The organism is Variovorax sp. NFACC27 (assembly GCF_048301545.1).
Classification (GTDB): Bacteria; Pseudomonadota; Gammaproteobacteria; order Burkholderiales; family Burkholderiaceae_C; genus Variovorax; species Variovorax gossypii.
On the sequence record NZ_CP157613.1, the window covers coordinates 5,898,598 to 5,915,616 of the forward strand.

Consider the following 17,019-nt stretch of genomic DNA (forward strand, 5'->3'; position numbering starts at 1 on the left):
GGCGATGCGGTGCTTTCTCAGTCCGGCTTGGTGAAGGTCGATTGCAGGAACACCTGCGTGTCGCGCGGGCCGCTGACCCGCATGCTCAGCCGGTAGACGGTGGCCGTCGGTGGAGGCGGAGGCGGCACTGGGCCCGCGGTACCGCCGCTCGGCGCGGCGGACGACTGCACGCAGCCTGTGCTGGTGGCCGTGCCGCTTGCAGTGCAGAGGCGGTCGATCACGTAGCGGATGCTCACCTGCGCGGTGGTGTCCACGATGTCGTTGGAGGTCTTGCCCACGGTGGCGAAGGCCGTGTCGTCGAAGAGCACGGTGGGCATGCCCTGCGCGTTGGTGTCGAGCCTGCTCGCCTTGAAGTTCTCGGCCGGCACGTCGTCCGTCGCGGTGGCCAGCGTGCCCGTGGCGGCGAACTTGGCGAGCACCGCCGAGACCGCCCGCTCGCCCTGGTTCACGAGATCGCGCCTGAAGGCCAGGTTGCCAGCGGAGGCCAGCGAGGAATGCATGGAGCGCACCACCGCGACACCGCCCGCCAGCAGGATCACGAGCACGATGAGGCAGAACAGCAGGACGACGCCGCGCTCGCGCTTCGCCGCCCCCGGGAGCATGGGCAACTTCGTCTTCATGGCAGCAGGAGCATGTTTCGCAGCGGGACGGTGAAGTCAACGACGCGATAGCGGTAGTTCTGATCGTCCGTGCCGTTCAGGCTGACGGTCTGCGCGAGCGATTTCTTCGCGGCGTCCACGGCATCGCCGAACAGGGTGAGCGAAGCAGATGACACCGGGTCCCTTTCCTTGCTCGCGCTGCGCATGACGAGCGCGACGCGGACCGCCACGATCTGACGCAGCGTGGCGGTCGTCGTCATGACGGTGGCGATGTCGTAGCCCGTCGCGCCCGGGTCGGCCCAGGCGTCGAGGATGCCGTCGCCGTTGGTGTCCAGGCCATAGAGGGCGCGCATCTGGATCACGCCGTCGGCCAGCGCCTGCGCGGTGGTGGTTCCCCCGCCCTGCAGCAGGTCGTAGCCGTAGAGCGTGCTGTTGTCGCCCACGCCGAAGAGCTGGAACTGGACGTTGCCGTTCGCCGGGTTGCCCAGCGGCGTGACGTAGGTCGAGGTGCTGGCGGCCAGCGTCTGCAGCGAGGTGGTCTTGCCGGCCGTGTAGTAGGTGCCGCCAACGGTCAGCACCTTGGTCGACGTGCCCGTCACCTGCTCGAGCAGGCAGTCGGCGGTGCCGTTCTGGCTCACCAGCACGAGGTCGTCGGTGGAGATGCCGACGGTGTTGTCCATCGAGAGCGTGTTGGCGCTGCCGGGGTCGGTCAGGCCGCGCGGCACGCCGCCGGCCACCGCGTCGCCGCCCATGACCACCAGCACGTCGGAGCCGGCGTCGGACTGGCTCTTGGCGATGAGCACGGGTGCGACGCGCAGGTCGCTCGCGGCCTTGAAGTTCTTCGCGAAAGGCGCAGGGAACGCGCTGGCCGGCAGCAGCGACGCCACGTTGAGCCTGCAGCCGAACACGCCCCGGTCGGTCGGCTGCGTGGACTGGGTCAGGCTCGAACCGGCGCTGCGCACCGCGCGGTCGAGCAGGTAGGCGGCGTAGGCACCGGTCTGGTCCATGTCGTTGGTGGAAGTGGTGGTGCGCCTCTTTCCTTCCCCGACCGTGATGACGCTGGTGACGGCCAGCGTCACGATCAGCCCGATGACCATGGCCACGAGCAGTTCGATCAGCGAGAGGCCGCGCTGCCGCAGCGGCAGCGCCGTGGAGAGGGCGCCCCTCATGGCAGCGTCACCCGCGTGGTGAAGGAACTGCCCGATTCATTGAGGTGTGAAGGCGCCTTCCAAGTGATGACGATGTCGGCCCCGTTGGTGCCAACCGGAGTCACCGTGATGCCGCCATTCGGAAGTCCGCCCTGGTCCTGCGCGCTGGCGCGCTTCTGCCAAGCCGAGCCTGCGCTGGTGTCCACTGCAGAGACCGATTTGCCCAGCCACATCGCGCTGGCGATGTCGTTGGCCAGCAAGGCGGCGCGATTGCGGTCTTCCGCATCGGTCGACAGCGAGATGGCGCGGGCCTGCAGGCCGACGAGGCCGAGCACGCCGAACGAGAAGATCAGGATGGAAACCAGCACTTCGAGCAGGGCGAAGCCCGACTGCCGAGGGGCACCGGAAGAAGCGGAAAGAGGGAGCCTTCGTTTCATGGACAGCCGTCGGGGGATTCGCTGAGCTTGCGGGCCGGGTCGCACATGCGGATCTGGCCGCCGAGGGTCAGAAGCACGCGCAAGGGGCGGTCGGCGCCCGGAGCCAGGGAGATGTCGTAGGTCTGCAAAGGGTGATCGGTGTCGCAGGTGGCACCGTTCACGTCGGTGTCGGCGTTCGCGACCACCCGCCCCATGGCGTTGAAGCAGACGGCCGCGGGGCCGCTGATCTGCACGCCGGACGCGACGTCGGAGAGCACGCCTGCCTGCACGAACGCGCTCTTCGCGTCCAGGCTCGACTTGGCAACGTTGATCGACCACCCGCTGCCGTTGACGACGGCCGTCAGGCTGGTCTGCGGCGCCGGGCTGTTGGTCAGCGAGAACACCATGGGCCGGCTGCGGCGCAGCGCCTCGGACTGCGCGAAGCGCAGCCCGTTCTGCAGCGAATCGCTCACGGTGCGGACCTTGTTGTTGTTGATCCAGGTGGTGAACGAAGGCATGGCCAGCATCGCCAGGACGCTCAGCAGCACGATCGTCACCATCAGCTCGATGAGGGTGAAGCCCGACGGTGCATGGTGCGCGCGGCGGTCTTTCATGTCGGGCACGCCTGGCCTCGCCGCGTTACCCAGGCCTTGTCGCAGCCGGTCCATCCCGATACGCCGGTGATCGTCGTGGACTGCACGCCGAGCTGGTCGACCATGAAGGTGAAGCCGGCGGTCGGGCCGCTGCCCACGGCCTGCAGCGTGTAGGTCGTCGATGTCGCCGCGGGGCTCGTCGTGCACGACAACGTGAAGTAGCCGGCGACGTTGGTCTTGCTGCAGGGAGGCACGAACGTGCCGGTCTTGAGGTAGCTCCGGTTGTCCTGGTAGAAGCGCTCCATGTCCGCGCGCAGGGCCGCCAGGCCGTTGGTGCCGTCGACGAGCTGGCCCCGCAGCACGTAGTCGCGATAGCTGGGCAGCGCGACCGCCGCGAGGATGGCCACGATGGCCACCGTGACCATGACCTCGATCAGCGTGAAGCCGGCGGCGCGGCGCATCCGCCGTTCGCCTCCAGGTTGCTTCGCCGCGCTCATGGACCGTGTCCGCATCTGCTCCCCTTTCCTGTGGCCAAGAAAATCCATCCATTCCCGAGAGTGCGGGAAACGATGAAAATGAATGAATTGGCCAGCGCTGAAAAACTCGTCCAATTCGGGGCAATCCAGTCGACGCTCTTGCGAGACGGAATTGAATTGCCGATACATGTGTCTGCCCAGAGACATCATGTGACAATTGTTTACGATCTTTGTGGCTTTCTACTAGCGCACAAAATGAGATTCAGCTGCTCAACTTTCGATGTAATCGGCGCAGCGAGGCTTGGCAATGCGCACCAAAACAATGCCAATTGCCCCAATATGGCTCACACCGGAAGGCCGTGAATTAGGCCAATTTTTTGGTCAATTGGATAAAAAATTGCCGCGCCCTGCGCTCACGGCATCGAAGCGCCCGACGACGGCGTCCACTCCCGCAGGCTGAGCTTTTCCACCGCCATGTCGACGAAGGCCGAGACGGCCAGCGGCCGCTGCTGGCGGCTGGGATAGACCACACTCAGCCCGCGCCCCGCCCGCATGTACCCGGGCAGCACCGGCACCAGCCGGCCCGCGGCCACCTCCGACGCGGTCAGGATCGTCGGCAGCGCGACGATGCCCAGTCCGGCGCATGCCGCCTCGCGCAGCGCCACCTGCACGTTGCTGGTGAAGCGGCCGCGCACGCGCACTTCTTCTTCCGCCCCGTCGGGCCCCTGCAGGCGCCAGATGGCGAAATTGCCGGTTTCCGGCGGCTGCGTCACGCATTCGTGCTCGGCCAGCTCGCCCAGGTCCGCGGGCGCTCCGTGCGCCGCCAGGTAGGCCGGGCTGGCGAGAAGCCCGCCGTAGCTCGCGAAGATCCTGCGCGCCACGTAGCTCGAGTCTTCCAGCGGGCCGATGCGGAACGCGACGTCGATGCGGTCGGCGATGAGGTCGGCCGGAAGGTCGCTGAGCACGAAATCGAGCTGCACCAGCGGATGCGCGGCGAGGAAGGCCGACACCCACGCCATGTCGAAGTACTCGAAGAAGCTCGCCGAGGCTGCCACCCGTATCGCGCCGCTCGGCTCCTGGCTGCCCGCGACGTGCGACTGCCCGGCCTCGATCAGCTCTTCGACCGCCGGCCCGCAGCGCTCGTGGAAGGCCTGGCCCGCGCTGGTCAGCGTGAGCTTGCGGGTCGAGCGCTGCATCAGCCGGGTGCCCAGGCGCGTCTCGAGTTGCTGGATGCGCCGGCTCACGGTGGCCGAGGGCATGCGCAGATGCCTCGCCGCCTCGGCAAAGCTGCCCAGGCGCGCCACTTGCACGAACATGGCGACTTCGTTGAGATCGAGCACGGAATCCTTCCTTGATTGAATGATTGGCTGCAATGCATTTGCCGCCTCATCAATTCCTCGATTGCTATCGATCGATCACCGATTTGCAATCACTCCATTCAGAAGAAGGAGACAAAACAGCCTTATTTCCAGAGGAAATTCGAATTCAAACTGAGCAGCGGCTGACTTGATGGAATTAACGGGAAACCGGATAAACAATCCGCAAACCGCCTCGCCGTTGCGGCAATATCCATCGCTGCGACTGGTTATAGATAGTAACCAGTAATTAATCTAATCCATTACCCACTGCCGAGGTGGGTCGGACCTCTTTCCTCTATTCGCCCGGATTCCCATGCAAGCCTTTCCCGATGCGGCCGCATTGCGCGCGCCACGCTCCCTGGACGACCTGCTCCTGTACCGGCTGTCCCGCGCCGTGCGCGCCGGCAGCGGCATGGCAACCCGCCTCGTCGAAGGCGGCTTCGGCATCACGCACCGCGAGTGGGGAATGATCGGCATGCTCGCGCAGATCGGCGAGATCACCTCCTCCGCATTCGCCGAGCGCCTGCAGCTAGACCGCGTACGCACCTCGCGCGGCCTGCGCAGCCTTTCCGAGAAGAAGCTGGTGGAGCGGCGGCGCGACGCCGACGACGGCCGCGAAGTGCACGTGCGGCTGAGCGCCACCGGGCGCGAGCTGTGCGATGCGCTCTTCCCCCGGATCGCCCGCCTCAACATGGACCTGCTGGAGGGCATCGACGAGGAGCACCTCGACATCTTTCTCGAATGCCTGCGCCGGCTCGAGCTGCGCGGCAGGGAGCTGAGCGCGATGGGCATCGTGCAGGAAAAGGCCGACCGCCGCTCGGGCGGCACGCGCCACAGGTGGCGTTGAATGCCGGCGGTGCCTGTATCACGGCGTCATCGAAGTCCGTCGCAAATTTGACAGTCTCGATGCAGCCCGATGCCTAGCATCCGGCACCACATGAACACCGACCACCTCGACGAAGCGCGCCCCGCCCTGCACCGCAGACGCATCCTGCTGGCCGGCGGCGCGCTGCTGGCGGGCACTGTCGCCGCCGGGGCCGGATACGTCGTCACCAACTCCGACCAACCGATTGCCATGGCCGATTTCTCCGACCTTGCCCACGCGATGCGCACGCTCGAGCGCCTGCGCGAGACACCGCTGCACACCCGCTCGGGCTGGGACCTGCCCCAGGTGCTGCACCACGCCGCGCAGAGCGTCGAATACTCGCTCGACGGCTTTCCGCAGCCGAAGCCCGCCTGGTTTCGCGCCTCGCTGGGCACCGTGGCATTCGCGGTGTTCTCCGCGCGCGGCCGCATGAGCCATGGGCTCGAAGAGCCCATCCCCGGCGCACCGGCCATCGCTTCGGGCCAGCCGCTGAACGCCGCGGTGGACCACCTGATGACCGCGCTGAACCGCTTCGAGCGACACACCGCGACACTCGCACCGCACTTCGCGTACGGCGCACTGAGCAAGCCGGAGTACACCCGCGCCCATCTCATGCACCTGGCGAACCACTGGGAGCTGGTGGACGCCAGCTGACGCGCGCCGCACACATCGCGCAGCAGCTGCCCATGCAACGGGCAGCTGCTGCGCGGACCCTCGCTGCGCTCAGCGCGGCGTGTAGGTGATCTTCGTCGTGACGAAGGTCGTGGTCGTATCGCCGGTACGCGCGGCGAACCTGAGCAGCTGTCCGCGATAGGGCCCTTCGGCCGCGATCCAGTTGTCCTGGTACTCGGTGCGGTCCGATCCGTCGACCTGCCGGAAGCGGACGATCCCCGAGAACTTGCAGGCGTTGATCGCGCCCATGGGCGTTTCGAGAGCTTCCCGCCCGACGTAGGTGTCGGTGCCCGTGACGACCTGCTCGCCGCGGACCTCGCCGTTCGGCCCCTCCACGCTCTTGACCGTGTAGTTCATGTCGACCGTCTGGCCGGGCGACATCGTGGGCGTGACCACCGGCGGGTCGTTGTACGCATAGTCCTGCGATCCCGCGTCCTCGCCGCCATTGCGCACGCCGTACCTCACGATCTTGCCGTCGATGTAGTCCAGGTACTGCCTGTCGGTCGCGGCTCCGCCGGTGCCGTAGTACTGGGTGCGCAGCCGGCGCACGGGGTTCACGTCCCTGAAGGACTCGCGCCCGCGGGTGATCGTGACCGTGCGCAGCTTCACGGTGTCGTTGCCGTTGACGATGTCCTGCTCGAGCTCCACCGTGGTGCCTTCGCGCAGGTCGGCTTCGTTGAAGCACGCGGCGGAGGAGTTCTCCGGCGGAGGCGGCGGTGGGGGCGGAGGAGGAGGCGGCGGTGGCGGGGGAGGCGGCGGGGGTGGAGGAATGAACCCGATGCCGCCTCCATCGCCACCGCCTCCGCCGCCACCTCCTCCACACGCGGCCAATGTCGCGACCGCGATCGCAGTCAGCAGGTGTTTCGCATTCATGATTCCATCCTCCATTCGTCCCGTTCAGTTCAGATAAGGCGCCCCGATGCCGTGGCGTTCTGCCTCGGCTTCTCTCTGGCGCGGGGGGACTGTGCGGGAGGCGGGTCGGACGCAACTAGTGCACAAAGTCATGCATGCGCGGATGCCGGCGGCACCGCCGGGTATCCTCCCGAGCCATCGAAGACCCGACGGAGACAAGGCGGTGGACATCTACATGGAACAAGGCGGCGAAGGCCCCGACCTGCTTCTCATGCTGCACGGCATGGGCGCGACCGGCGCGGTGTGGTCCCCCCTGTGCGCGGACATGCGCGCCGGTGCCGGCACCCGATGGCAAGGCCGCTGGCTCGCGCCCGACCTACCCGGCCACGGCCGCTCCGCCGCACAGGACTCCTATGTCATCGGCCAGCACGCAGCGAGCGTGGCACGTGCGGTGCTGCCGCACATCCAGCCCGGGGGAAGACTCATGGTGCTCGGGCATTCGCTCGGCGGCGTGATCGGTCTCGCGCTCGCCACCGGCTGGTTCGGCGTGATGCCGCACCGCGTGTTCGCGGCCGGCATCAAGATCGCGTGGAGCGACGAGGAGCTTCGCCGCATGGAGACGCTGGCGCTCCAGCCCGCGAAGCTGTTCCCGACGGAAGCGGAAGCGCAGGAGCGCTACCTGAAGGTTTCGGGCCTCGCTGCAGTCGCCGGCACAGCGGCATCGGTGGCCGCGCGAGGCGTCGCGCGCGACGGCGACGGCTGGCGCCTGGCGATGGACCCTCGCGCCAATGCGGTCGGCAAGCCGCCGCTGTCCGAACTGATGACGCTGGCGCGCTGCCCCGTGCATCTCGGACGCGGAGGCAACGACGCGATGGTGACGCTGGAGCAGACCCGCTCGCTCGATCCCGATGCGCTGGACCTCGGCCCGCACGGCCACAACGTGATGGTCGAGGCGCCCGCGCAGGTCCGCGACTGGATGGCCTCCTTCGCATGAGGCAGGCGGCCCGAAAGGCCGCTTCTTTTTCTCAGCGCACCACTTCGATCCTGCGGATCAGTACCCCCGCCTCGGCGGCACGCGCCCTCAGCTGGCCGCATCCGCCGTCGACGTCCTGCCCTGCCGAGTGACGCAGCTTCGTCAGGATGCCGCGCTCATGCAGCGTGCGGGCCATCTGCTCGCAGCGCTCCAGCGACGGGCGGCTGAAGTCCACGCCGTCCACTGCGTTGAAGGGAATCATGTTCAGCACGCCCCACTTGCCCGAGAGCAGCCGCACGATGCCATCGATCTCGTCCTGCCCGTCGTTCACGCCCTCCAGCAGCGTCCACTGGTACTGGATGGGGTAGCCGCTGGCGCGCGCATAACGTTCGCCCGCCTCGACCAGCTCTTCGGGCGTCATGCCGGGCGCGCGCGGAAGCAGCTTCCGGCGCAGCTCTGCCTTGGTGGTGTGCAGCGAGAGCGCCAGCGCGGGCCTCACGCGTTCCTGCATGAGCCGCTCGAACACGCGCGGATCGCCCACGGTGGAGAACACCAGGTTCTTGTGGCCGACATTGCCGACAGTGCCCAGCAGCTCGATCGCCTCCAGCACGTTGTCCATGTTGTGGGCCGGCTCGCCCATGCCCATGAACACCACCTTGCGCACCGGCCTGCGCATGCGCGCGAGCGCGACCTGCGCAATGATCTCGGCGCTTCCCACCTGCCGCAGCAGGCCGTCGCGACCCGTCATGCAGAACTGGCAGCCGACGGCGCAGCCCACCTGCGAGGAGACGCACAAACCGTCTCGCGGCAGCAGCACGCTCTCCACGGTCTGGCCGTCGGCGAGGGCCACCAGCAGCCGCTCGGAGCCGTCGGCGCCGGGATGCGCCGCGACGACGCGCGCGAGCCCGGCCAGCTCGGCCTCGATGGACGGAAGTTCCTCCATCAGCGAGGCGGGAAAGAAGCTCGCGGGCAGCCGCCTGCCGCTGTTCCTGGGCAGCGCGTGGGACCACAGCCGCAGGATGCGCTGCTCGTGGCTGGGGCCGGCTCCGGCTTTTCGCAGCCGCTGTTTCAGTTCGTGGATTCGCATGTGCCGCCTGGGGCAGGAAAGCTCCCGCATGCGTGCGGGACGGTGATCGACTAGCGCCAGATTGTGCACGGCGCCGAGCGCCTCACTCCTGCGACTGCAGCCGCACGGCCTGCCGGCGGCTGTTGGCGATCATGGCCGAGCCGGCAAGGCACAGCAACGCCAGCAGGGCCAGCGCGGTACTGGCGCCCCGGGTGAAGACCGCCACGTCGGGGTCGGAAAGCCCCGCTCCGGCGCTTCCGAGAACCATGCGCTGCGATCCCGGCGCAAGCCGCGCGAGCGCCACGCTCAGCGCCAGCGCGGTTCCCACCATGATCCCGGTGTTCTGCAGCGTCGAGCGCACGCCGTTGGCGATGCCCCGCCGCCGGGGCTGCACGTTCTGCAGGATCGACGCGTTGTTCGGCGTCACGAAGCTGCCGATGCCGAGCCCGAGCACCCAGAGGCAGGCGGACAGCTGTGCCGCGCCGATCTCCGGCCGCAGCAGCGCGGCCAGCGCCGCGAGCGCGCATCCCGCGAGCAGCATTCCGCACACGCAGACGGATTCGGGGCTGAAGCGCCGGATCAACATGCCCGCCACCGGCGCGGCCATCAGCATGCCGAATGCGACCGGCGCGACCCGCAGGCCAGCCTGCGAAGGCTCCAGGCCCGCGCAGGCCTGCAGGTACAAGGCCACCAGCACCAGCGGAGCGGCCTGCGTCATCGACAGCAGCAGGATGCCCGCATACGCGGTGCGGCGCGCCGGATCGGCGAACAGCGACGGGTCGACCAGCGGGCTCGCCGATCGCAGCTGCAGCTTCACGAACAGCGCCACGGCACAGAGCCCCGCGAGCATGAACGCCGACACCGGCGTGCTCGTCCATCCATGCGTTCCCGCCATCGAGAGCGCGTAGGTCACGCCGCCGATGCCGGCGAAGGAAAGCACCGCGCCCGCGATGTCGAAGCGCTCGGCCCCTGCTCCCGGCGCCGCGCTCGCGGGCAGGACCTTCCACGACCATGCAAGCACGCAAAGCCCCAGCGGCACGTTGAGCATGAAGAGAACGCGCCAGCCCCACCACGACACGACGAAGCCGCCGGCCAGCGGCCCCCCCACCTGGGCCAGCGCCGCGACCATCGCGAGGATGCCCAGCGCGAGCCCCATCCTGCGACGACCGAATGCGTCGCCCACCAGCGCGCTCGAATTGGCCATGACGCCCGCCGCGCCCACGGCCTGGCACACGCGCGCCGCCAGCATCAGCTCCGCGGTGGGAGCGAACGCGCAGGCCGCGCAGGCGACGATGAAGAGCGAAAGCCCCGAGAGAAAAAGCCTGCGCCGTCCCCAGAGATCGGCCAACCGCCCGAAGCTGAGGATGCAGACGGTGCTGACCAGCATGTAGGACAGCAGGATCCAGCTCGCCTGCGCGGGCGAGGCGTGCAGGCTGCGCGCCACCGCGGGCAGCGCGACATTGAGCGCGCTGAGATTGAGAAAGCACAGCAGCGCCCCCGCGCTGGCGGCGACGAGCACCGCCCAGCCCGCCCTGTCCGCGTCGTCGGTCATCGCCCGCTCAGTCCTCGCTCTTGAACCCCGAGGCCTCGACGATGGGGCGCCAGTAGGCGCGGTCCTCGGCCATGATCCGCTTCACGTCCGCGCCGGGCAGCCCCGTGGGCTCCAGGCCCATGCGATCGACCTGCGCGCGCACCTGCGGGCTGCGCATCGCGGCGAGGAATGCCGACTCCAGCTTCGCGACCACGTCCTTCGGCGTGCCGGCCGGCACGAAAGCGGCGTAGGCGGCATTGGCGCGGTCGAAGGCGTCGTAGCCCGACTCCTTGATCGTCGGCACGTCGGGCAGCCAGCTCAGGCGTTTGGTGCCCGCGACACCCAGTATCCGCAGCTTGCCCGAGCGGTGCAGTTCGAGCTGGCTGGCCAGCGCGTCGGCGCCAAGCGGCACGTGCGAGCCGATGATGTCGGTCGCCAGCGGCGCGCCGCCCCTGTAGCTGACCGGCGCGAGCGGCACGCCGATGGCCTTGGATAGCTGCAGCACGCTGAAATGCAGCCCGCCGCCGAGATTGGTCATGCCCACGCTGCCCGCGGAAGGATTCTTCCGGACCCACGCGACGTACTCGGGGATCGTCCTGAACGGCTGGTTGGCGCCGGCCGAGACGACGCTGGGCACGTTCGCCAGGTGCGCGACGGGAATGAAGTCCTTGTCGACGTCGTAGTTCAACCGCGCATAGGTCATCGGAAAGAGCACGAAGGGCGGCGTGCCGCCGACCAGGATCGTCCGGCCGTCGGGCTTCGCCGCCTTGACCGTCTCGATGGAGATGCGGGTCGAGGCGCCGGGCCGGTTCTCCACCAGCACGGGCTCCTTCAGCGTGGTGCGCAGCTCCTCCGCCAGCGAGCGCGCGAGGCTGTCGAGAGCACCGCCCGGCGGGAATCCGATGATCAGACGGATGGGCATGTTGTTGTCGGCATGCGCGGCCGCGCCGATCAGGGCGATCGACGCGCCGAGAAGAAGTGTCTTGAGGAACGAGGCCATGGTGGAGTACCTGCGGAGTTGGAAAAACGGACTCAGAAGGGCAGCACGGGCAGCGCGTTGGCCGGCCGGTGCGCGGCCTCGAAGGCGGCGGCGGCCTGCAGCAGCTGCTGGTCTTCGCGGAAACGGCCGACGAGCTGCATGCCGATGGGAAGCCCGTCGCTGCCCGCGCCGCACGGCAGGCTGATGGCGGGATGGCCCGTGAGGTTGAAGGGCATCGTCCACGGGAACCAGTTAGGCCGCAGCTCGGCGAAGGACTCTTCGTCGATCTCGATGCTGCCGAACAGGTCCTGGTCGATAGGCAGGGCCGTGCGCGAGAGCGTCGGCGTGAAGATGAAGTCGTGCGTCTCGAGCTGGGCCTGCACCGTGCGGAAGAGCGCGGTCCTCGCGAACATGGCCTGCTGGAAGGCGACGCCGTCGACATGCTCCGCGAGCGCGAGCTGCTTCAGCAGCGACGGGCTCAGCTGGTCGGCATGCGCGGCCGCCAGCGGCGCGAAGCGTCCGCGCCAGCTGGTGTGGTTGATGACCCGCCACACGGGCTCGACGTCGTAGCCCTCGCCCGACATCTGCTCGAGCTCAGCGCCCATCGAGTGCAGCGTTTCGAGCGCGGCCTCGAAGGCGGCGACGACGTCGGCGGAAACCGGCCGCCCCTTCGGCGTCGCGCAGTACAGGACCCGCTTGCCGCGCAGATCTCCGCCGGGCCGAAGCGCGTCGAAGTACGGCTGGGCGGGCATGCCGAGCGACCACGGATCGCTGCCGTGGGCACCGGTCATCGCCTGCAGCATGAGCGCCGTGTCGGCCACGTCGCGCGTGGTGGGCGTCACGTAGGTGTAGTTGCCGAAGGCGTCCTGCACCTGGCTGTGGGGAACCACGCCCAGGCTCTGCTTCAGGCCGACCACGCCGTTGCAGGCGGCGGGAATGCGGGTGGAGCCGCCGCCGTCGGTGGCGATGGCCAGCGGCGCCACACCCGCCGCGATGGACGCCGCGGCGCCGCCGCTGGAGCCGCCGCTGGTGCGCGTCGAGTCCCATGCGTTGCGCGTGCTGCCGAAGAGCGGCGCGTCGGTCAGGCACTTGGCGCCGAATTCCGACGAGGTCGTCTTGCCGATGAGGATGGCGCCCGCCCGCCGCATGCGAGCGACGGCCACCGCATCGCGTTCGGGAACATGGTCGCGATGCAGCATGGAGCCGTAGGTCGTCCGCACGCCCTGCGTGTCGACGATGTCCTTCACCGTGAACGGCAGGCCGTGCAGCAACCCCGACGCCTCGCCCTTCATGAGCGCCGCTTCCGCGCTCCTGGCCTGCTCCATCGCCTGCTCATGGCAGAGGGTGACGAAGCAGTTCAGCAGCGGCTGCACCGCGTCGGCCCTGCGCAGCACCTCGCCGACGATCTCCACCGGCGAGAGCTTGCGCTGCGCGACGAGGGTGCGCAGCGTTGCGGCGGACATCTCGCAGATTTCGGACTTCGGCAGCGCGGGGAACGAGTGGCGGGACGGAGAAAACTTTTGCATGCGCAAATGATTGATTCGCCGCATTCGCGAGTCCAATACTGTTTTCTCGAAAAGGCATATGGGCAGCGTATGGCTACACCGGACTTCAGAACGCTCCGCTACTTCGTGGCGGTCGCCGAGGAACGCAGCGTGGGCAAGGCGGCGCGCCGGCTCAACATGGCGCAGCCGCCGCTGTCGGTCCATATCAGGAACCTGGAGGAGTCGGTGGGCACGCCGCTGTTTCGCAGGACGGCGCGGGGCATGGAGATCACCGACGCGGGCAACGCTCTCTTCAGGCGCGCCAAGGAGGCGCTGCTGCTCGCCAACGAGGGATTCGACGCCGCCCGCGCCATCGGCTCGGGCAGCAGGGGCAGGCTCACGGTCGGGACCATGATCGCCCTCTCCTACCTGGTGCTGCCCCGCCTGGAGAACGCGCTTCGCGCGAAGTTGCCGGACGTGGAGATCCAGTACGTGGAGCTGAACGCCGTCAACAACGTCCCGGCGCTGATCGAGTCGGAGGTGTCGGTGGCGATCTGCATTCCGCCGATCGCGCAGCCGGGCATCGCGGTGGAGCGCATCGGCACCCAGCCGCTGATGCTGGCCGTGCGCACGGACTCGGCCCTTGCCCGCATGGCCAGCGTTCCGCTGGACCGGCTCGAGGGCGTACCTCTCATCGGCCTGCCGGTGCCGGAAGGCGACGTGGACAAATCGGTCGTCGCGTCGCTGCTGCGGCGGCACGACGTCAGCATGCCGGTCGCGCAGCGGGTCGAGACCATGGTGTCGGCGCTGGCGCTCGTGCTCGCGGGCAGGGGCGTGGCGATCCTTCCCGCGTGCGCGCGCATCGGCCGACCGCCGGGCGTGGTGTTCAGGCCCCTGCGCAACGCCAACGCGAAGATGGACGTCGCGGCCTGCTGGCGCAGCGACTGGGAAAGCCCGCTGATCGAACCTTTCCTGGCCTGCGCGCGCGCATCGCTGCGGCAGGCGGGCTGACGAAGGCCGGCGGCCTCAGCTCACCTGGCGGGAGCGGCCAGCAGCGTCTCGATCCAGGCGGGCGGAATCGCGCCCGGCACACGGGTGCCGTCGTCGAAGATCAGCGTCGGCGTGCCTTCGACCTTGTAGCGGCGGCCGAGCTCGATGCCGCGTTGCAGGCCGGCGGTGTCGCAGCCCTGCGCCGCGCCGGCGGGCGGGGTGCCGCTCTCGATCCAGTCGGACCAGGTCTTCTGCCTGTCTCTGCTGCACCAGACGCCGCGCGCCTTGGCAAGCGAATCGTCGCCGAGCACGGGGTACAGGAACATGTAGACCGTCACATTGCCGATGGCCTTGAGGTCCTTGTCGATGCGCTTGCAGTGGCCGCAGTTCGGATCGGAGAAGACGGTCAGCCTGCGCTTGCCGCTGCCGTGCACGATCCTGATCGCGTCGCTCAAGGGGAGCTTGTCGAAGACGAAGCCATCGATCTTCTTGAAGCGCCCTTCCGGCGAGCTGCTCTTGCCCTGGGCATGGCTGGCGCCTGCGAATGCGAGTGCTCCGAGGGTGCAACCCATCAGCAGGGTGCGGCGCGTGGAATTCATGGTCTCCATGTGGATCTGGGCAGATGGTTTGTCGAAGGCGTTCAATGCACTGCGGCGCCCGACTCTTCGGCAACGCGTGCAGGCCACAGCGCGAGGCCGCCCGAAAGGCTCCATGCCTGCGCATGGCCGAGGCGACGAAGCGCCTTGGCGGCCTGCGCGCTGCGATTGCCGCTTCGACAGTAGAACAGCACCGGGGTCGCGGCCGGCAGCGCCAGCCACGCGGGCAACGCATTGAGCAGCCCCGACAGCGGAACGGCCTCGCAATGCGCGTCGGCGCCGAAGGGAAGCGATTCGCTCAGGCGCTGCTCGTAGGGCTCGCGCACGTCCACCAGCAGCAGGCCCGGGTTTTCGCGCAGCAGCCGCCGCGCCTCGGCGGCGCTCATCTCGTGGCCCGTGCCGGCGCAGCCGGTGTCGACGCGTGCGCCGCATGCCAGGGTCTGGTACTCGGTCAGCGCGAGGCCTTCTTCGAGTTCGGCCTTCGCCGCCGCGAAGTGTTGCGCGTCGATGCCGTCGGCGAGCACCTGCGCGAGCAGCGGCTGGGCGGCGCATTCGCGGGCCAGGGTGCTCGCGAAGCGGTCGTCGTAGTCGTGCGCCGGAAGCAGCAGCGTGCGCGGGCCCGCTGCCTGCTGCAGCTTCTTCAGCGAGGAGCCGAATGCCAGCGGCGCGCTCTGCGCGAAGTCGCTCCGGCCCAATGCGCCGGGCATCACGGTGTCGCCCACGAAAGCCAGGCGGATGTTCATCTGCGCATCGTGCAACAGGTAGGCGGTGGAGTCGGCGGTGTGCCCGGGGGTCGCGAGCCGGGTCAGCATCTGCGCCCCGAGGCAGATCGCATCGATGCCCAGCGGCCAGCCGAGCGCATCGAACCCGCCCTGCGCCAGGAGCCGCGCGGGAAGCACCGCGCGCAGCTCACCGCCCGAGGAGACGTGATCGCCGTGGCTGTGCGTGTCGAGCGCGGCGACCAGCGTGTATTCCTGGCAGCGAAGCAGCTGCGAGATGCGCCCGGTCAGCTCGGGCAGCGGGTCGATGACGACGCAACGCCGGCTGTCGGCGTCGGCCACGAGGTAGCAGCACGCACCGCCCACCACGAACCGGGTCAGGCCGTCGAGCGCGTTGCCCGGGCGCGGCGCTTCTTCCGAGGTACTTAGGCAACTGGCGCGCAGCGAAGCGCCGCAGGAGCCGATGCGCGCGCAGGCTTCGTCGATGAAGGCCGGGTCGCTGGCCGGGCCGAACGACAGGCGCACGGCCGATGCCGCCTGCCAGGCGGGCAGCCCCATCGCCTCCAGCACATGGCTCGGCAGCGCCTTGGCCGCGCCGCAGGCCGAGCCCCCGCTCACCCGCACGTCGGCTGCGTCGAACAGGTCCTGCAGCAGCTTGGAATCAAGGCCGGGCACCGAGAAATTGAGGGTCGTCGGCAGGCTCAGCTCGAAGGGTGCGTTGAACACCACGCCGGGGAACGCGCTCTTCAGCGCGGCGGCGATGCGTTCGCGGTACGCCTCCAGCGTGCGCCTGCCCATGAAGGTCTGGCCGTCCTCGAGCGCCTCCAGCACGGTGCCGAGCGCGGCAATGCCGGACATGTTCTCGGTTCCGGAGCGCAGCGCGCCTTCCTGGCCGCCGCCCGCCATCAGCGGCGTGAACGGCGCGCCTTCGCGCACGTAGAGCATGCCGATGCCCTTGGGGGCGTAGAGCTTGTGGCCCGAGAACGGCGCGTAGTCGATGCGGTGGGCCGCGAGCCGCAGTTCGAGCTTGCCCAGCGCCTGCACGCTGTCCACCATCCACAGGGCCGGGCTGCCGGCCAATGCCTGCTCGATGCCGTCGAGGTCGCTGATGACGCCGGTCTCGTTGTTGGCGGCCATGGTGCAGACCAGGCCGGCCCGCCCGGCATGCGCGCGCAGCCATTGCAGGTCGTGGCGGCCGTCGCGGCCGACCGGAATGGGCAGCACGCGCAGGTCCAGGCCCAGCAGCCTGTTCCAGTGCCTGATCGCCTCCGGCACCGCCTTGTGCTCGGTCGCGCCGTACAGGATGCAGTCGACGTCCGTGCGGCCGCGCAGGGAGCTCAGCGCCGACAGCACCGCCGTCTGGATGCCTTCGGTGGCGCCGCTCAAGAAGAGCAGGTCGCCCGTGGGGGCGCCGAGCAGGCGGCGCGCGCGGGCGCGCACCGAATCCATCAGCGCGCGCGCCTTCAGCCCGGTGCTGTGGACGCTGCTTGGATTGCCGAAGTCGTCGGCCATGGCTGCGAGTGCCGCGGCCCGCGCGCGGGGCAGCACGGGCGTGGTGGCGTTGGCGTCGAGGTAGATGTCCATTGAGGTGATTCCAGCGAAAGGGGTTGCGGGGCGGGGTGCCGCGCTCCTGAAGGAGTCTGCCGGCCGGGCCCGGGAAGCGGCTTGCCTTTTGCGCTGTTGATATCTATAAGATTGGAAT

At 68.8% G+C, this 17,019-nt stretch carries 17 protein-coding genes; 4 read left to right on the forward strand and 13 right to left on the reverse strand.

From position 1 onward, the window contains the following. Positions 1-17: 17 nt before the first annotated feature. The 6 genes from ABL840_RS27745 to ABL840_RS27770 form a co-directional block, all read right to left on the reverse strand. On the reverse strand, positions 18-620 hold the full coding sequence (locus ABL840_RS27745) for a pilus assembly PilX family protein (protein ID WP_093303438.1): 603 nt from the start codon (positions 618-620) through the stop codon (positions 18-20). Next, a complete protein-coding gene (locus ABL840_RS27750) occupies positions 617-1,768 on the reverse strand; it encodes a PilW family protein (protein ID WP_093304140.1) in 1,152 nt (383 codons plus the stop codon). The genes ABL840_RS27745 and ABL840_RS27750 overlap by 4 nt, the downstream gene beginning before the upstream one ends. Continuing rightward, positions 1,765-2,184: a type IV pilus modification protein PilV gene (gene pilV / locus ABL840_RS27755; RefSeq protein ID WP_093303436.1), complete on the reverse strand. Its 420-nt coding sequence runs from the start codon at positions 2,182-2,184 to the stop codon at positions 1,765-1,767. Before pilV ends, ABL840_RS27750 begins: the two co-directional genes overlap by 4 nt. Next, entirely contained in the window at positions 2,181-2,777 is a 597-nt protein-coding gene (locus ABL840_RS27760; RefSeq protein WP_093303434.1) for a GspH/FimT family pseudopilin, read from the reverse strand. The genes pilV and ABL840_RS27760 overlap by 4 nt, the downstream gene beginning before the upstream one ends. Continuing rightward, positions 2,774-3,217 (reverse strand): type IV pilin protein, encoded by a 444-nt coding sequence (locus tag ABL840_RS27765; protein WP_256230582.1) that lies wholly within the window; start codon positions 3,215-3,217, stop codon positions 2,774-2,776. The genes ABL840_RS27760 and ABL840_RS27765 overlap by 4 nt, the downstream gene beginning before the upstream one ends. A gap of 428 nt (positions 3,218-3,645) precedes the next feature. Then, positions 3,646-4,572 (reverse strand): LysR family transcriptional regulator, encoded by a 927-nt coding sequence (locus tag ABL840_RS27770; RefSeq protein ID WP_093303432.1) that lies wholly within the window; start codon positions 4,570-4,572, stop codon positions 3,646-3,648. Between the two features lie 331 nt (positions 4,573-4,903). Between ABL840_RS27770 and ABL840_RS27775 the strand changes: the two genes are divergently transcribed. Together ABL840_RS27775 and ABL840_RS27780 are read left to right on the forward strand one after the other, a co-directional pair. Further along, a complete protein-coding gene (locus tag ABL840_RS27775; protein WP_093209619.1) occupies positions 4,904-5,437 on the forward strand; it encodes a MarR family winged helix-turn-helix transcriptional regulator in 534 nt (177 codons plus the stop codon). Positions 5,438-5,527: 90 nt separating this feature from the next. Further along, positions 5,528-6,109, forward strand: coding sequence for a DUF1569 domain-containing protein (locus tag ABL840_RS27780; RefSeq protein WP_176947516.1), 582 nt, complete (start codon positions 5,528-5,530; stop codon positions 6,107-6,109). 69 nt (positions 6,110-6,178) lie between these two features. Here ABL840_RS27780 and ABL840_RS27785 read toward each other — a convergent pair whose 3' ends face one another. After that, complete coding sequence (locus ABL840_RS27785) at positions 6,179-7,000, reverse strand: hypothetical protein (RefSeq protein ID WP_093445747.1); 822 nt, start codon at positions 6,998-7,000, stop codon at positions 6,179-6,181. A gap of 202 nt (positions 7,001-7,202) precedes the next feature. On the opposite strand from ABL840_RS27785, the gene ABL840_RS27790 reads away from it, so the two are divergent. Continuing rightward, the gene (locus tag ABL840_RS27790; RefSeq protein ID WP_418116029.1) at positions 7,203-7,973 is read left to right on the forward strand and encodes an alpha/beta fold hydrolase; all 771 of its coding nucleotides are present in this window, start codon (positions 7,203-7,205) and stop codon (positions 7,971-7,973) included. Positions 7,974-8,004: 31 nt separating this feature from the next. On the opposite strand, the gene ABL840_RS27795 is transcribed toward ABL840_RS27790, so the two are convergent. The 4 genes from ABL840_RS27795 to ABL840_RS27810 form a co-directional block, all read right to left on the reverse strand. Beyond that, a complete protein-coding gene (locus ABL840_RS27795) occupies positions 8,005-9,039 on the reverse strand; it encodes an RNA methyltransferase (protein WP_093303426.1) in 1,035 nt (344 codons plus the stop codon). 82 nt (positions 9,040-9,121) lie between these two features. Then, positions 9,122-10,570 carry an MFS transporter gene (locus ABL840_RS27800; RefSeq protein ID WP_093303423.1) on the reverse strand — a complete coding sequence of 483 codons (1,449 nt, stop codon included), beginning with the start codon at positions 10,568-10,570 and terminating at the stop codon, positions 9,122-9,124. 7 nt (positions 10,571-10,577) lie between these two features. Continuing rightward, a complete protein-coding gene (locus ABL840_RS27805) occupies positions 10,578-11,549 on the reverse strand; it encodes a Bug family tripartite tricarboxylate transporter substrate binding protein (RefSeq protein ID WP_093303421.1) in 972 nt (323 codons plus the stop codon). A 32-nt stretch (positions 11,550-11,581) separates the two neighbouring features. Next, on the reverse strand, positions 11,582-13,054 hold the full coding sequence (locus tag ABL840_RS27810; protein ID WP_176947515.1) for an amidase family protein: 1,473 nt from the start codon (positions 13,052-13,054) through the stop codon (positions 11,582-11,584). A gap of 69 nt (positions 13,055-13,123) precedes the next feature. Between ABL840_RS27810 and ABL840_RS27815 the strand changes: the two genes are divergently transcribed. Further along, positions 13,124-14,023: a LysR family transcriptional regulator gene (locus tag ABL840_RS27815; protein ID WP_093209608.1), complete on the forward strand. Its 900-nt coding sequence runs from the start codon at positions 13,124-13,126 to the stop codon at positions 14,021-14,023. A 20-nt stretch (positions 14,024-14,043) separates the two neighbouring features. Here ABL840_RS27815 and ABL840_RS27820 read toward each other — a convergent pair whose 3' ends face one another. Both ABL840_RS27820 and ABL840_RS27825 read right to left on the reverse strand, forming a co-directional pair. Continuing rightward, positions 14,044-14,601, reverse strand: a complete 558-nt coding sequence (locus ABL840_RS27820; RefSeq protein WP_418116030.1) for a DsbC family protein — start codon at positions 14,599-14,601, stop codon at positions 14,044-14,046. Positions 14,602-14,642: 41 nt separating this feature from the next. Further along, positions 14,643-16,901, reverse strand: coding sequence for an aminotransferase class V-fold PLP-dependent enzyme (locus ABL840_RS27825; protein WP_093303413.1), 2,259 nt, complete (start codon positions 16,899-16,901; stop codon positions 14,643-14,645). Positions 16,902-17,019 lie beyond the last annotated feature (118 nt).

Bases quoted from the DNA above. Each gene is read 5' to 3' on its own strand.
- ABL840_RS27745 (WP_093303438.1), bottom strand. From the start codon at position 620: ATGAAGACGAAGTTGCCCATGCTCCCGGGGGCGGCGAAGCGCGAGCGC.
- ABL840_RS27750 (WP_093304140.1), bottom strand. From the start codon at position 1,768: ATGAGGGGCGCCCTCTCCACGGCGCTGCCGCTGCGGCAGCGCGGCCTC.
- pilV (WP_093303436.1), bottom strand. From the start codon at position 2,184: ATGAAACGAAGGCTCCCTCTTTCCGCTTCTTCCGGTGCCCCTCGGCAG.
- ABL840_RS27760 (WP_093303434.1), bottom strand. From the start codon at position 2,777: ATGAAAGACCGCCGCGCGCACCATGCACCGTCGGGCTTCACCCTCATC.
- ABL840_RS27765 (WP_256230582.1), bottom strand. From the start codon at position 3,217: ATGCGCCGCGCCGCCGGCTTCACGCTGATCGAGGTCATGGTCACGGTG.
- ABL840_RS27775 (WP_093209619.1), top strand. From the start codon at position 4,904: ATGCAAGCCTTTCCCGATGCGGCCGCATTGCGCGCGCCACGCTCCCTG.
- ABL840_RS27780 (WP_176947516.1), top strand. From the start codon at position 5,528: ATGAACACCGACCACCTCGACGAAGCGCGCCCCGCCCTGCACCGCAGA.
- ABL840_RS27785 (WP_093445747.1), bottom strand. From the start codon at position 7,000: ATGAATGCGAAACACCTGCTGACTGCGATCGCGGTCGCGACATTGGCC.
- ABL840_RS27795 (WP_093303426.1), bottom strand. From the start codon at position 9,039: ATGCGAATCCACGAACTGAAACAGCGGCTGCGAAAAGCCGGAGCCGGC.
- ABL840_RS27800 (WP_093303423.1), bottom strand. From the start codon at position 10,570: ATGACCGACGACGCGGACAGGGCGGGCTGGGCGGTGCTCGTCGCCGCC.
- ABL840_RS27805 (WP_093303421.1), bottom strand. From the start codon at position 11,549: ATGGCCTCGTTCCTCAAGACACTTCTTCTCGGCGCGTCGATCGCCCTG.
- ABL840_RS27810 (WP_176947515.1), bottom strand. From the start codon at position 13,054: ATGCAAAAGTTTTCTCCGTCCCGCCACTCGTTCCCCGCGCTGCCGAAG.
- ABL840_RS27815 (WP_093209608.1), top strand. From the start codon at position 13,124: ATGGCTACACCGGACTTCAGAACGCTCCGCTACTTCGTGGCGGTCGCC.
- ABL840_RS27820 (WP_418116030.1), bottom strand. From the start codon at position 14,601: ATGAATTCCACGCGCCGCACCCTGCTGATGGGTTGCACCCTCGGAGCA.
- ABL840_RS27825 (WP_093303413.1), bottom strand. From the start codon at position 16,901: ATGGACATCTACCTCGACGCCAACGCCACCACGCCCGTGCTGCCCCGC.